The following is a 15,208-nucleotide window of genomic DNA, read 5'->3' as shown; positions in this document are numbered from 1 at the left end:
ATAGTGGATATCGCGTTTGGACGCAAGCACCCCCACACCTCCCACACCCACCCCACACCCCCACACCCTACTCCCCCCTGCATATGCATTCCGTTTCTAGTTGTTTTCAGTCTTTACGCGATCGCCAACAGTGTGCTTTAATTCCGTTTATTACCGCTGGCGATCCTGACTTAGCAACTACGGCGGCAGCTCTCAAAACCCTCGATGCCGCAGGTGCCGACTTAATCGAGTTGGGCGTTCCCTATTCCGATCCCTTGGCAGATGGCCCAATTATACAGGCTGCGGCTACCCGTGCATTGGCAAAAGGGGTCAAGTTAAATGATGTGATTCAGATGGTGGCTCAAGTCAGTCCCCAGATTAAAGCACCGATTATTTTATTTACTTATTACAATCCCATCCTCAATCTAGGAATTCGCAATTTCCTGAGCCAAATTGCGGCGGCTGGAGTCAAGGGTTTGGTGGTGCCAGATTTACCCCTAGAGGAAGCTGAAGAGCTATTAGTACCTGCGACGGAGATTGGAATCGAAATCGTTCTGCTCGTTGCGCCAACTAGCTCTCAGGAGCGGATTGTGGCAATTGCCGAGAAGTCTCAAGGATTCATTTATCTAGTCAGTGTAACTGGTGTAACTGGCGTGCGATCGGGATTGGAAGATCGAGTAGGCGATATCTTAGCAAATATTCGGAGTGTCACCGATAAACCGATCGCAATTGGCTTTGGGATCTCCGCCCCAGAACACGCTCAACAGGTGCGAAAATGGGGCGCAGATGGGGTAATTGTCGGCAGTGCGATGGTTAAACGTTTAGCCGAAGGAACACCTGTACAAGGGCTATCCTCGATCGAGCAATTTTGTCGCAGTCTGAAAACAGCAATTGATTAATTGGTATTTAAAAACTTATGGCACCGATTTAATTTTAGATGCCATCGCTGTCGATTAGTATCCGATCTTTCTTTGCTACATTTACCATGCAAAGCATAGCTTGAATAGTAGTAAAAAATCGCTAGAATAAAGAAAAATAATTTATTGTCTTTATTCAAACAAATCGTGTTCCCAAAATTATGATTAAACGTCGTTCCTTTATTACTTATTTTAGTATCGGTTGGTTGACTAGTTGCTTCCCAGTTGTCCTTGCGGCTTGTGCTCCCAGTAAATCGTCTACTCAAGTAACTACGACTAATCCCCCAGGTACAGGCGATCCTAGTGCTGCTAAACCAATCACACAAAAAACGGCTGACGGTTTTACTGTTGTCGGATCTGTCACCCAATTAGAGAAAGCTGGATATTTGCAGACAAAGGAAGTCGCAGTTGCTAGAGATCCAGCTAATCCTAAGCAATTATTTGCAGTCAACCCCAAATGTACTCATCAAGGCTGCGATATCAAATGGGTAGCTGAAGAGAAAAAATATGAGTGCCCCTGTCACGATTCGGATTTTGCCGCCGATGGTAAAGTTTTGAAAGGCCCTGCGACAAAGCCTTTAACTACCTATTCTGCAAAAATTGTTGGCAATCAAGTCCTAGTTAAAGTTTAGATAAATAACTCAAGTTGCTATACTTCGCATGGGCATTGCTTGCACTTTTGCCAAAAACACAATCTAGTGATAATGTCACTAGAGTCTAAAGCCTAACCTCTAGCTACAACCGAACCGCCATAGACGGATATTACGCCGTCTGAATAATGAGAGCTTACTTAATATTTCGTTACAATAGACCTATCGAGACAACAACTGCTCGTTGACTTTAGAGTTAGAGGTCGCTGTTATGAATGGTAATATCCGGGTCGGTTCCTTATTTGGCATCCCTTTTTACGTTAACCCGTCGTGGTTCTTGGTATTAGGGTTGGTGACATGGAGTTATGGAGATGGGTTGGCGGCGCAGTTTCCCGATCTCCCAGGTGCTAGTCCGTTGATATTAGGGCTAATTACTGCATTATTATTGTTTGGTTCGGTACTCGCCCATGAGTTAGGACATAGCTTCGTGGCAATTAAACAAGGGATTAAAGTAGAATCCATTACCCTGTTCCTCTTTGGCGGATTAGCCAGCCTAGAGAAAGAATCTGACACACCAGCCGCCGCCTTTTGGGTAGCGATCGCTGGCCCCGCAGTTAGTTTATTATTGTGTGGTATTCTGACAGCGATCGGCTTTACAAGTCACATTACTGGCCCATTAGCTGCAATCACCGCAGTATTAGCGGCGATTAATTTATCCCTCGGCTTATTCAATCTGATTCCTGGCTTACCGCTCGATGGTGGTAATATCCTGAAAGCGATCGTCTGGAAAGTAACAGGAAATCCTTACAAGGGAGTAAAAATTGCCAGCATCGTCGGTCAAGGTTTTGGGTGGGTGGCGATCGCGTCTGGCTTACTACCGCTAGTATTGTATGGTAGCTTCGACAATATTTGGAATTTACTTATCGGTTCGTTCTTACTCCAAAATGCGGGTAAATCTGCCCAGTTTGCGCGAGTTCAAGAACGTCTGACTGGATTAACTGTAGCAGACGCTGTTACTCCCAATAGTCCAATTATTACTGAAGATATCACTCTGCGAGAATTTGTAGACCAACGTACACTTTCTGGTAGCAACTGGCAAAAGTTTCTAGTTACTAACGAAGCTGGACAATTAGTCGGCGAATTAGCACTAGACGCACTTAAAACGATCGAATCCGATCGATGGGCGGATACATTAGTCAGTGAACTAATGCGATCGATCGAACCATCCACAATTATTATCAGCGATCGACCATTATTACAAGCGATCGAGCAATTAGAATCCAAACAAGTTACTGCTCTAAGCGTGACAAATAGCGATGGTATTCTAGTCGGACTTTTAGAAAAAGCGGCGGTGATTAATCTCCTACAACGTCAACCTCAGACTAATCCTGCTTAGGTTAATTACAGCAATAGAAATCGGCTATTTCTCAAAATTCAAGGTAGGGGCAATGTCTTGTCGGTTTTTTATTCGAGGGTTCCCCCCGAATAAAACCGCCGCTTCATGAATTGCCCCTACCTTGAATTTTGAGGGCGGCTGAAGTCATGGTAGTGTGAATTAATTGCGATCGACTGCAAGTAAAATTTAGTGATTCTCTAGATCGATTCCATGCAACCAAAATTTGTCCCTGTAATTCTTGCTGGTGGTAAAGGCGAACGGTTTTGGCCACTCAGCCGCAAACATCGCCCCAAACAGTTTCTCTGTCTCGATGGTAGTGGCGAAAGTCTGATGCAAGCCACCGCTAATCGATTGCTGCCGATTGTGGGTAGTTGGGATGATATTTGGGTGATTACGTCGGGAATGCTCGCGACAGGTGTTCAGGAGCAATTACCCAGGCTTCTGATGGATAATTTACTAGTAGAACCAGAGGGTAGAGATACGGCGGCGGCTGTGGCTTGGGCGAGTTTGGAAGTCGCCAAACGGTATGGGGATGATGTGGTAATTGGCTTTTTCCCCGCCGATGCTTGGATTGGCGATGTCGATGCGTTTGCCAAGACGATCGAGTCAGCGGTGGAATTGGCTCAGAATCAGGGTGCGATCGTCACCTTGGGCATTACACCGACTTTTCCATCGACTGGTTATGGCTATATTCAGCAGGGCGAATCCAGCGGCGAGTTTGGGTATTTAAAAACCTATCGAGTCGATCGATTCACAGAGAAACCAGATTTAGAAACAGCCAAAAACTTTATTGCTAGTGGTGATTATACCTGGAATAGTGGCATCTTTATTTTCACTGCCAAAATTGCGATCGCCGAACTCCAGAAATATTCACCAGAATTGATGCAGCTACTAATCGAAAAAGGTGTAAGTATTTATTCTACGCTACCAAAAATTAGTATCGATTATGCCTTGATGGAAAAAACCACATTAACCCATGTAATTCCCGCTGATTTTGGTTGGGATGACTTGGGCGATTGGAACGCGATCGAGCGACTGATGAAAGGCGATAATATTAATGTCGAACTAGCAAATCATGTCTGTATCGATACCAAAGGATCGGTGCTCTATGCTAGCAATCCCGATGAAGTAGTAGTCACGATCGGATTAGAAGATGTCGTCGTCGTTCGCGATGGCGATGTCACCCTAATTGTTGCTAAAGATCGTACCCAAGAAATCAAACAAATTGTCAATAAAATTAAGGAGAATCGAGAACTCGATCGACTACTCTAATTTAACGATAGGATGTGTTAGACAGCATCTTCCGGCGAGACACATCCCCGACTTTTTGAATAAGTCGGGGATGTAGCGATTATGCCGTACCTTTAAATAATCCTTGAGGACGAAATAGTAGAGTTAATACCATCAGAATTAGAGCGATCGCCAGTTTATATTGAGAACCGACAATTGGTACCGAAACTTCTTGAGCGATGCCAATAATAAAGGCTCCAGCAATTGCACCATAAGGATTACCAATTCCGCCCAACGTCACAGCAGCGAACATCGGCATAATTAGAAACCAACCCATATCGGGACGAACATTAGTAATTAATCCATACATTTGACCGCCCAATCCGGTCAAACTAGCAGAAATAATCCACGTCCATAAGACGACTTGTTCGACATTAATTCCCGTCACACGAGCTAGATCGATATCGTCGGCTACCGCCCGCATTGCCTTACCAATTTTGGTATTTTGTAAGAGAAAATGCAACCCAGCGATTGCCACTATTGCCAATCCTAATACGACCAAATTATAGAACTTAATCTTGATGCCAAATAGATCGATCGCTTCACTCACAGGCAGATTATAACGCTTTGCCTCACTCCCCCAGATTAACAGAATTCCATTACGGATAAATAAGGCTAACCCGATCGAAATAATTACCAACGTCGTCGCTGTGGCGCGGACGCGACGCATTCGTTTCCACAAAATGGCTTCAGATAGCAATGCAACGCCTACCGTCGCCACAATGCCGACTAGCATAGATACCCAGATATTATTTAGTACTGGAATCGGACTCATATTCAACATCCAGGCGATAAATGCTCCCAAAGTCATGAAGTCACCATGTGCAAAGTTTGACAGGCGCAAAATGCCATATGTCAAAGTCAAACCAACTGCACCCAGGGCAATAATACTACCCAGGGCAATGCCATTTACAATTAATTGGGGGTCCATACTCTATCTGATATCGCTGGAAATATCTTACAGCAGGTTCGTCCGATCGCCAGAGAAATTAGGATATTTTGATCGTTACGGCAAGATCTCCAATTTCTTGAAGAAGCCTTTGGACCTGACCCTACGGTAAGTTATATAATGAACGTGGCAGCTACAATGACTCTCAGCAAACAGGATCGATGAAATCTCTCTCCGCTCTTTTGCTCGTCGATCTCCAGAACGACTTTTAACGGAGGGCGGTGCTTTTAGCAAGCGACATATCGAACCCCAACAACTCTGCGATGCGATCGATTGGCTGGTACAAGCCGCAAGGCAACAACATCGACATGTTGCTTGGATCGCTTCAAATTATGGCGAAGTAACGGGCACATCAGAAGAACTCCAAGGCAAAACCCACATTGGTAAACCTTGCTGTGCCAAAGATACTTGGGGTAGCGAGATCGCCCCTGCTTTGCACAGTGCTTTTGCAGCGCAAACAAATGATGAAATTTACATCCTCAAACATTGGTACGATGCTTTCGAGCAGACTACACTGCATCAATGGTTGCAAGATCGACAAATTACCAAAGTTTCTATTTGTGGAGTCACGACTAATATCTGCGTGTTTCACACCGCAAAGTCAGCGATGCAATTGGGTTATCAGGTAGAGATTTTAGAAGAAGCAACTTCTGCTAGCACGCCAGGTAAACATCTGCTAGCAATTCGAGAACTCGAAAAACTCGGAGCTACGACTAGAAATTGGGGAGAACTGCTCTCAGACAGCAATCCAGTTAGACTGAGCAACATTGCTGGAGATAGCACATTGCATTGTGCTTCGCTCTCAGCTTGCATTGACGATCGGACATTCGATCGATTGCACGACGAAGTTGTTTGGCATAATATGATTCATCGTGGCAGCGCAGTACCCCGTTTAATTGCCCTCCAAGGCACGAAGGAACCTGATGGTGTAGAACCATTATACCGACATCCAGCCGATGAACAGCCCCCATTAACCCACTGGACACCAACGATCGATTCGATTCGGCAAGAAGTCGAACGCAGAATCGGTCATCCATTGAATCATTGTTTGATTCAACTCTATCGCAACGGTCGCGATTTTATCGGCGAACATGCGGATAAAACCCTGGATGTAATCCGCCCTTCATTTATCGTGAATGTCTCGCTGGGGGCAACTCGATCGATGATATTTCGATCGAAAGACAAGAAAGGTTCGGTACCCCAAAAACTGCCATTACCCCACGGTTCCTTGTTTATGTTGAACCTAGACAGCAACCAAAAGTTCTATCATGGCATCAAACAGCTTGGGAGTAACGGCGCGGACGCACCTCGGATCTCGTTGACGCTGAGGTATATTGGCACCTACTACGACCCCAATAATAGAGCCGTCTGGGGGATTGGTACACCCAGCAAAACTAGAGCGGAAGCAAACGCTAGAGTCGAGTGGATAAATTCTCTTTCCCCTGAAGAAAGACTCGCAAAGGAACAAGCCGAAGCCGATCGAATGCTACGACTCTTTCGCGAGGAAAACATTAATGACAGTTTTGATGCTAATTCTTATCAGCCAGGATTCGATATTTTAGATTTTCAGGGATTTGTCGATCGTTGATTTATTGGTAAAGAATAATCTGTAGGGACAGGTTTATGCCACTAATCCAAACTTGCAATCAACCTCTGTACAAACCGGCCCAACCACACCAGCAACCTGAATATTTCTTCATCAATCCAATCAAAAATACGATTGCTACTGGCACGCCACAACGGTGAAAGGTCAACAGTAGGTGAGGGCGGGTTCGTTGAAATCAGTGATATCAGCGATCGACTGACTTGCGTCGTTCTGCTAATTGTAAAAGAATTTGTTGGTGACGTTCGCGGGTAATTGGATAAAAATAAGCAAGAATTAAGCCACCAATTAGCGATATAGTTGGAATTGGGCCGATCGCGAGTCGAATTGCCATTAATACTGCTGGCGGTTGTACTGGTGCAAGAACTGTATCTGTGGGATGAATATAACCAGTCCATTCCAGGCTCTGTAAAATTACGGCTAGCGCGACACCCAGACAGATTTTTTGTAAAAACACCATGAAGCTATAAAATAATCCCTCGCGGCGTTGTCCGGTTTCTAATTCGTCCAATTCAATGACATCTGGCAACATCGACCAAGGCACTAAATAAGCCGTAGACACCCCCAATCCAGCCATAACAGCTAGAGTGTAGAGCATCGCATTTTGACCTGGTTGAAGCAGAAATAAACCTGCTTGGGAGATAATCCAGAAGCCCGTTCCCATGAAGTAAACTGCTTTTTTACCAACTTTCTGACTGATTTTATTCCAGACAGATAACATTCCCAGTGCGGTACCTTGAACGGCGAGAATAATTAGGGGTGAATCTGCTTGTTTTAATCCCATCCAACTTACGGCAAAATAGGGAATGATTGCAGCCGTAAGTTGCAGACTGAACCAGGAACAGAGATAAATACCAACGACAAACATAAATGCACGATTGGTAAATACCGATCGCAATTGTTCTTTGAGTGAGAGAGATTTGGCGTTCTCAATTCTCGCAGCTTGATGTTCATGGACGAGTTTTGCTCGGGATTGCGTTCCCCACACACAATAGAAAATCGGCAATACGGCAATAATCGCACAGATAATCCCGATCGTTAAATACTGCTGGGCGGGGGCTTTTACCTGTTGAAAAACAGCCCGCGCAAATAATAAAGCAACGATACTTCCCCCCAGGGAGAAGGTAAATCGAAAGCTACTCAAACTAGTTCGTTCGTTATAATCTTCGGTTAACTCAGCCGTCAGCGCGGTATAGGGAAGACTATACATCGTGAAAAATGTCCCCAACAACATCGACACCAGCGTATAAAAGCTAAATAACCCCCATTGATTTGCTTCGGGAAAAGGGATTAACCATTGACAGATAAAGAATAGCCCAAATGGAATAGCTGCAAATAGCATCCAGGGATAACGTCTTCCCCACTTCGCCTTAATTTTGGCACCAAAAATGTCGCCGCGATCGCTCATAATCCCAATAATCGGATCGATACAAGCGTCCCAAACTCTAACTACCAATTGCGTCGCACCCGCCAAACCAGGTGCTAGATGAGCGACATCTGTCAGAAATGGTGAGAGATAAGACAGTAATAAGATTCCAATTACTGCGCCACCAATATCTCCAGTACCATAGGCAAATTTGGTAGCGAAGGTCATTTTCTCGATCGAGGGTGGTGTTCCAATCTCCTGAGCAGGATTCATATAGGGTATTTAACTATCGATCGGGGTACGAGCAAGATGGAAAAATTAATTGGTGGCAAAATACAAAGCGATATCTTAACGAAGTCCAGCCGACTTAGTAGTTACGAGTTACGACTTAATTAGACGTTGTTTACCACCGAAGATGTTTAGCCACAATCCTACCACTAACCAGTGAATTACTACGGATGACCAGATTGAGCCAGTCATCAGATAAGCGATCGTACAAACTCCACCCAACCAGCCAGCTAAGGTGAGAAATCGCCAATCCATAAATGTCGGATTACCCGATCTAAAAAGTGTCAGGGCATTTATTGGATGGTAAATAATAAATAAACCCAAAGAAATCGCCGACCAAATATAAATATCTTTTGATGTGGCTGTCTCGATCGGGTGTGGAATCAATAATAATCTAAAACCTATCTCTTCTATTAGTGCAGGCATAAAAAAGATCGAAACCCAGGATTGGGCAAATTTTACCAGACCTAAGTCTGCAATGTTTAGCTGACTTTTGGGTGCATAATCTAATGTCAAAAAACTAAATCCAAATCCGATCGGCAAAGCGATCGCTGCATAACAAACTATTAATACCAATACGAAGAACCAGTCAGATAAATTTGGCAATGTGACTATCCCTGCCCATATTCTAATTACTAAAGTTGATAATAACGGAAATTGACCGAATAGAATAGTCGGTGCGATCGGTATAATATCTGGATTCACACCACCCACCTGAACAGTATTTAAAAACCAAATTGTCGCCCCATGTCGGCTGAAAATTTTGGCAATCCCATCTTGCGCACCTCGTGGTAACATCGTTCGCCAACTGATTAATCCAGCTACTGGATTACTACTGCTCATAAATCCCTTATCTAATCCGGTTCCAGCTAATTTAGTCGCATTTTCTTGCCAATCTTGGCGGACTATTCCCAATGGTGCGAGAGTTGTTTCTAACTCGGCTCCCAATGATTGTAACTCTCTAAATCTCAGGGTTTGAGGGTGCTGGGGGTGAGTAGCAATCCAAGCTGGAATCTGCGGTTGAGACTGAACCTGGCGATTTAACTGTCGAATTGTGACATACAGTGCTTGATTGGCATCTTGCACGCAGGATGTCGCAGGTGTGACACTAGCATTTCCCGTCCCATCGCCAGAGCGATAACGCGCTCCTGCAATGTGCAATTGTCGTTGTAACTCTGTCAACGGTGAGAGCTGAATTCCGCCGAAATCATAATCTTCCGTTACTGGGGGATAATTAATTAATAAATCGGCAACTGGACGAGTCGCCAACCAGCCACGCTGGAGATGTCCCATGTAAGTCGCCCAATCTTGTTTGCCAGCGATAATTCCATCGGAATTGTGGGCGTATACTTGGTTGTATTCGATTTCCCACTCCAATTCACCTGTAAATTCCGATCGAATTACTGTCGCCATTCCATAGGCAAAATGTCCGGTGACAGTTTGCCATAATCCTTGACTGTCACCAGTTTTACCGCCAATCCCCCCAAATAAATGAATGACTAGCGATCGATCGCCCAATCGTTCCGTGCGACGATCGAATGTAACTTGTGATAATGTGCCTTTTTGTTGGAGGATATTTGCCCAATGTCGATCGTTGAGATAGTCTAATTTTGCATCTGCACCTGTCAGATTACGTTGGGGTGTTAGAGTAAATAAAGATCGCGGTTGGATCGCGGCGACGGTAAATAAACCACTAGCATCGCGTTCCCCATTAATATACCAACCTTGATGACCGGCTGGAGATCGATCTAAATCCCGAATTGTACTGGGCAGTAAACCCGATTTTTTCGCTGGTACTTGGGGAATCAGAATCGTCTCTGTTTGCCCGTCAAAGCCTCGCGAGTTGGGATTGTAATGTCTAACTCGAAAATACTCCTTGGGACAGGATTGAACCTGATTACAATCAGTTGGTAGGTTAGGATCTGTGCCGAGAACCTTGACTAATCCAGTTAATGTTCCAGTAATTTGAACTGGTTCGCGATCGATCGTCAAGATCGGATGTTTAGAACTATTTTCCCGATCGATATTTACCCCTGCCAATCTTACCAAAATATTGTCAATCTCTCTAGCTCCCGCTAGTGATTGAAGTGCGCCGACGCGAGATCTACCATTAAGTCGTTGCGGATGAATATTCCCTTCTTTTTGACTGGCGATCGTCCCAGGTGTAAAATTAATATCGGTAGTAACCTGACGAACATCGGCCTCAATCGTAGATTTTGGCTGCCATATCAGTCGAATGGTTTTACCAATTAACTCGCGATTTATTGCTGGTGCATGTTTGATTTTTACCCACACCCAATCGATGCGATCGAATTTTTTAACTTCCTCCAAATTGGGCAGGATTAACCGTCCAATCCACTCATCATTCGTTCGCGTAGCGTCTCCGTTGGAGAGTCGATAATTGACATGCTGACTATCGATCTCTATCTGCTGATGCAAATTTTTACCGACTACTGCAGACACTAGTGATATGGGTAAATTTGGGTTCTTAATGCTTGCCGAAATTGCCTGATGACAAAACCAGCCCCAACAAATACCGATAGCACAGCATAAAACTAGTCGCCAGTACTTAAACTTCATGATTAGCGAATATCTACTAATTTAGTGCCAATTAATAGTATGCCAAAAACTGACGACCGACAAGTAATGAACTATCCTAATCAGAAGACTATTCATAAAATAGGGATGAATTGATATTTATCTATCCATCCCTATTTACTTCTTGGTGGCTAATTACTAGCTAATCAATTACGCGCGGCGTAAATTGAGCAACTCTTTAGGAGAAGCTAAAAGATCGATCGCGACGAAGAAGATTTTACCCTGAGGATCGAGTAGGAATCGCCAAGCGATGTTCATCCCGACACTGGCACCAAACCAAGGAGTCTGGACTTTACCTGTAACTTTGACTTGAGTATAACCATCTTCGATCGTTTCCACAACACCACGTTCTGGTAACATTTTCAAGCCCACACATTCTTCACGCATGTAGGTGAGAATCGCCGCAGGGCCGACAACAGGAGCTTGAAATGGCGGTTGGAGCGCACCTTCGGCTACGAATAAATTGGATGCCGAGACAAAATCAAAGGCATTCATGTTATCGATATAGCTTAACACAGTGTAGTTATCTACACCCTCGATTGCGGCGCGAGAGCGATCGGCAAAAGATTTAGGCGTGACGGAAGGTGCTTCGCGTTTGTCATAATCTTGACCGCGTGCGGGGTCATAGCCCATATTAACTACTGTATTCCGCAATACAGTGATTTGTTGACCTGCATCGAGTTGTTTGATCGTGTCGAGTAGCGCACTTGCTTCGGCAGAAGCCTTGTAAGCAGGGGGAATTGGTGCTACCAAACCCTGTTTCATCATTTGTCCCAATTCATACCAGAAACCAAGTTTGGTATTCATGCGGAATGCAGTATACGAACGGCAAATTGGCGTATCTGTATGCATTGCCAAATCGGTCATAACTTGAGTCTGGGCATCAGGTTGCATTGCTTTGATTTGGTCGAGCAATGGTTGCGCGAGTGCCATACTTGCCGAACCTGTGGCTGCAGGAGTAATCGTTACACCCATCTCAGTGTAGGCGTACCAGAGTAAAGCTAATTGGTCTTCAACGCTGAGTTGGTCGAAGGCTGCGGTAACAGCAGGAATTGCATCAGCAACTAAAGTGTTGGAAAAGATTGACTGAGCAGACTGGAGTGAAATAGACATAATTACTATGACCCTATATGGGATAAACAGATATTTGTTAGATTTTGTTTACAAAACTTTACTGTCTTGTTAAGATATTAAAGCAGTTATTGACAAAAAAGCAAGCCGTTTCAATAAATATTGCTTAAGTTATGAGAGTGTTTATTATCTCTTATGTTAGGCAAGCTAGATACTTCGATTCGGAAGCATGTTAATGTGGGTTTCAAACTCTATATCTAAAATATGCGTCTAAAACCTAAAATCTAAAACCTAATGACAGCAAAATTCCGAGGACTCACGAACAGCTTACCATTACAGGTAGCTATGACGATCGTTGGAGTCTGGGCAATTAGCCTGTGGAGCTGCACTCAAGTTCAGATTAAAACTTTGCATCCAATTTTGTTGCTCTGTCTGGTTGGCTGGCAAACTTGGATTTATACAGGATTATTTATTACTGCTCACGATGCGATGCACGGGAATGTTGGTGATTGGCCTAACTTGAATCGATCGATCGGGCAATTGTGTTTATGGTTGTATGCTGGATTTGACTATTCACAACTTGCCATCAAGCATCACTTACATCATAAATATCCAGCTAGCGATCGAGATCCCGATTTTCACGATGGAGAAACATCGCATTTTTGGGCATGGTACGGACAATTCGTGTGCGAACACATCAGTTGGCGACAACTAATGAATTTGGGCGCAATCTTGACAATTTATCTAATTATCTGCCAATTTCCGCTCGCTAATCTAGTTGTATTTTGGATTCTCCCATCCCTATTAAGTTCGCTCCAGCTTTTTTACTTTGGGACTTTCTTACCCCATCGCGAACCTGAAGGCGGTTATGATAATCGACATCGGGCCATAACTATCGATCGATCGACATTGTGGTCATTAATTACCTGCTATCATTTCGGCTATCACCGTCAACACCACGAGTCACCCCAGATTCCCTGGTGGCAATTGAACAAACTAGGGATTTGGGATTAGGGGTTCGGTTTTAGGTTTTAGGCTTCAGGAACTTTATTATTTCAATCCTCTCCCCAGAAGGAAAAAGAAATTATCAATTACTCTCATCTGGCATCAATACATATTCACGATAAATCAGATTGGAACAAAAAGCAGGTGGTGAGTGTGTTTCTCCCCACTCCCCCTTACCAGCACTAAGGATTGAGCCAGATGGTGCAAGATGTGAGATTATCAATCAGTTACCCAGCCAATTTTGGAGACTTTGTTTGAGTTGCGGTGGTAATTTCTGTTGTAGATCGCCGAATAGTTCTTTAGTATAATTTTTACCTAAATATTTGTCCCCCAATCTTTGGATTTCTTGGTATAACTTAGATAATTGCTGTGCTGAAATGTTAGCTAGATCGATTGTCGTTCCGAGCGGCTCCACCAAGGACTTTCCGTGTTGCCTAGCGATCGTAACTGCTGCCAATAACTCGGTGCGCGATGAGATTTTTGGTATGCTAATTAGTATCTCCTTGCCAAAAGCTGCTGATTGATTTTGACCTAACAATTCTTCTAGTTCAGCCCATAGTCCATCAATCAAACAGAGTTGAGCGCGAAAGACAGATTCTAGCCGCAGATCGGGTGGATCGGAGCTGACTGGTTTCTGGATAGTTTCAGCCCAGACAGAATACTTCTGATTGTCTTTAACAATTATACATATTTGAGATCGATCGGTCGTGAGATGTCGCCATAAGTTTTGAGCTGAATCCAATCGACTAAGTGGAAAAAATTGGACTAAGGAATACTGGCGATTGAGATAATTTAGCGTTAATATTTCTTGGTTTGGATGTTTGGGATTGACTGTCTCGGCGATCCGAACATCCTGGATATTGACGATCGACATATGAGTTATAGTGCAATAATTCGTGTCGTACTATACACAATTTTACGCTATACAGTGACTATTTTAACCCTTCACCCCACTTCCGGCGGATGTCGGCACAATATACCGCTGGACGAACATAAATAAGACTAATACAGGTGCGATTGAAATAACTGAGCCAGCCGCTACCAATCGCCAATTTAAGCCAAATGCACCTTCGGCTAATTTAGCCACGCCTAACGGTAGCGTATAATAAGTGTCTTCCTGCAGCACGATTAATGGCCATAAAAAATCACTCCACGCACCAATAAACACAAAAATTGCCAGGGTAACTAAGGAGGGGCGAATTGCGGGCAACATGATACTCCACCAAATTCCGATCTCCCAACAGCCATCCATCCTCGCGGCTTCTTCGAGTTCCTTGGGTACGGATTGAAAGGCTTGACGGAGCAAGAAGATACCAAAAGCTGAAGCAAGATTGGGTAAAATTACACCCAAATAGGTATTTACTAATCCCAGTTGCACAGCAATGATATAGAGAGGAATCATCACAATCTGAAATGGAATCATAATCGTCGATACCACGATCGAGAAAATGATTTCTTTACCTTTGAATTCTAGTCTGGCTAACGGATAAGCTGCTAACGCACAAAAAACTAGATTGATAATTACACTGAGTATCGCTACTACACTACTATTAAATAAGTAGCGTCCAAAATCATTACTTTGCCAGACGGTAATAATGTTGTCTATTGTCGGATGAGTCGGTAATAACTGGGGTGGCGACTGAAAAATATTTTCATCAGCCGATTTGAGTGCTGTACTCAATAACCAGAGTAAGGGGAATAGCATCAAACTAGCGATCGCACTCAAACTACCATAAATCCAGACTAATCTAGCGGTGGGGGATTGCCAAAAAGTAGATTGCATAGAGCGAAGTAGTGATAAGTGGGCGTTGCTAAATTGAGGTACGATCCTGTGCTTCTGAAAAATTATCTCTCCTAATCCCGAACCCCAAATTCCAAATCCTAAATCCTGACTGAAGAATTTACTGTCTAATTTTTGTGGTAAACCCAGATGCTTTAAACTTTTTCAGTTGCAACGGTTGACGTGCATTCGATGGTACAGTAATCCGCATCTCAAAATCATTAATACCTGGTGGTACCTGCTCAATTAAACCCACACGTCCTCGATTTGGCAATACATTATTATTATCCGCATCATAAATTCGTCCGTAGACATCGGCATCAAAGACAGTCTTACCCGATTTATTCTCAGCTTTCCCAATAATCAAAAAACACGC

At 43.9% G+C, this 15,208-nt stretch carries 12 protein-coding genes and 1 pseudogene; 6 read left to right on the top strand and 7 right to left on the bottom strand.

Features of this window, described 5'->3' with window-relative positions:
• The first annotated feature begins 83 nt into the window (after positions 1–83).
• From trpA to RMO55_RS08985, 4 genes are all read left to right on the top strand, one after another.
• Positions 84–878 (top strand): tryptophan synthase subunit alpha, encoded by a 795-nt coding sequence (trpA, locus tag RMO55_RS09000; RefSeq protein WP_310425921.1) that lies wholly within the window; start codon positions 84–86, stop codon positions 876–878.
• Between the two features lie 179 nt (positions 879–1,057).
• The gene (locus RMO55_RS08995) at positions 1,058–1,528 is read left to right on the top strand and encodes a Rieske 2Fe-2S domain-containing protein (protein WP_310425919.1); all 471 of its coding nucleotides are present in this window, start codon (positions 1,058–1,060) and stop codon (positions 1,526–1,528) included.
• Between the two features lie 229 nt (positions 1,529–1,757).
• The gene (locus RMO55_RS08990; RefSeq protein ID WP_310425917.1) at positions 1,758–2,882 is read left to right on the top strand and encodes a site-2 protease family protein; all 1,125 of its coding nucleotides are present in this window, start codon (positions 1,758–1,760) and stop codon (positions 2,880–2,882) included.
• Between the two features lie 210 nt (positions 2,883–3,092).
• Positions 3,093–4,154, top strand: coding sequence for a mannose-1-phosphate guanylyltransferase (locus tag RMO55_RS08985; RefSeq protein ID WP_310425916.1), 1,062 nt, complete (start codon positions 3,093–3,095; stop codon positions 4,152–4,154).
• Between the two features lie 79 nt (positions 4,155–4,233).
• Here the strand turns inward: RMO55_RS08985 and RMO55_RS08980 are convergent, their stop codons facing one another.
• Positions 4,234–5,103 carry a branched-chain amino acid ABC transporter permease gene (locus RMO55_RS08980; RefSeq protein WP_310425914.1) on the bottom strand — a complete coding sequence of 290 codons (870 nt, stop codon included), beginning with the start codon at positions 5,101–5,103 and terminating at the stop codon, positions 4,234–4,236.
• A gap of 175 nt (positions 5,104–5,278) precedes the next feature.
• On the opposite strand from RMO55_RS08980, the gene RMO55_RS08975 reads away from it, so the two are divergent.
• On the top strand, positions 5,279–6,709 hold the full coding sequence (locus tag RMO55_RS08975; protein WP_310425963.1) for an isochorismatase family protein: 1,431 nt from the start codon (positions 5,279–5,281) through the stop codon (positions 6,707–6,709).
• 202 nt (positions 6,710–6,911) lie between these two features.
• On the opposite strand, the gene RMO55_RS08970 is transcribed toward RMO55_RS08975, so the two are convergent.
• The 3 genes from RMO55_RS08970 to RMO55_RS08960 all read right to left on the bottom strand — a co-directional run bounded on the left by RMO55_RS08970 (position 6,912) and on the right by RMO55_RS08960 (position 12,089).
• A complete protein-coding gene (locus RMO55_RS08970) occupies positions 6,912–8,363 on the bottom strand; it encodes an MFS transporter (RefSeq protein WP_310425912.1) in 1,452 nt (483 codons plus the stop codon).
• A 108-nt stretch (positions 8,364–8,471) separates the two neighbouring features.
• Entirely contained in the window at positions 8,472–10,841 is a 2,370-nt protein-coding gene (locus tag RMO55_RS08965) for a type II CAAX prenyl endopeptidase Rce1 family protein (protein ID WP_310425910.1), read from the bottom strand.
• Between the two features lie 285 nt (positions 10,842–11,126).
• On the bottom strand, positions 11,127–12,089 hold the full coding sequence (locus RMO55_RS08960; protein ID WP_310425908.1) for an orange carotenoid protein N-terminal domain-containing protein: 963 nt from the start codon (positions 12,087–12,089) through the stop codon (positions 11,127–11,129).
• 252 nt (positions 12,090–12,341) lie between these two features.
• Here RMO55_RS08960 and RMO55_RS08955 point away from each other — a divergent pair, with 252 nt between their 5' ends.
• The gene (locus tag RMO55_RS08955; RefSeq protein WP_310425907.1) at positions 12,342–13,061 is read left to right on the top strand and encodes a fatty acid desaturase; all 720 of its coding nucleotides are present in this window, start codon (positions 12,342–12,344) and stop codon (positions 13,059–13,061) included.
• Between the two features lie 214 nt (positions 13,062–13,275).
• Here RMO55_RS08955 and RMO55_RS08950 read toward each other — a convergent pair whose 3' ends face one another.
• From RMO55_RS08950 to RMO55_RS08940, 3 genes and pseudogenes are all read right to left on the bottom strand, one after another.
• Positions 13,276–13,926 (bottom strand): hypothetical protein, encoded by a 651-nt coding sequence (locus tag RMO55_RS08950; RefSeq protein WP_310425905.1) that lies wholly within the window; start codon positions 13,924–13,926, stop codon positions 13,276–13,278.
• A gap of 63 nt (positions 13,927–13,989) precedes the next feature.
• A complete protein-coding gene (locus tag RMO55_RS08945; protein WP_396134238.1) occupies positions 13,990–14,835 on the bottom strand; it encodes a carbohydrate ABC transporter permease in 846 nt (281 codons plus the stop codon).
• A 118-nt stretch (positions 14,836–14,953) separates the two neighbouring features.
• A pseudogene (locus RMO55_RS08940) lies at positions 14,954–15,208 on the bottom strand (hypothetical protein); the annotation flags it as partial.

Source organism: Chamaesiphon sp. VAR_48_metabat_135_sub (genome assembly GCF_031418915.1).
Lineage (GTDB): Bacteria > Cyanobacteriota > Cyanobacteriia > Cyanobacteriales > Chamaesiphonaceae > Chamaesiphon.
Note: the sequence above shows the minus strand (reverse complement) of the source record. Positions and strands in the feature narration are given on the sequence as shown.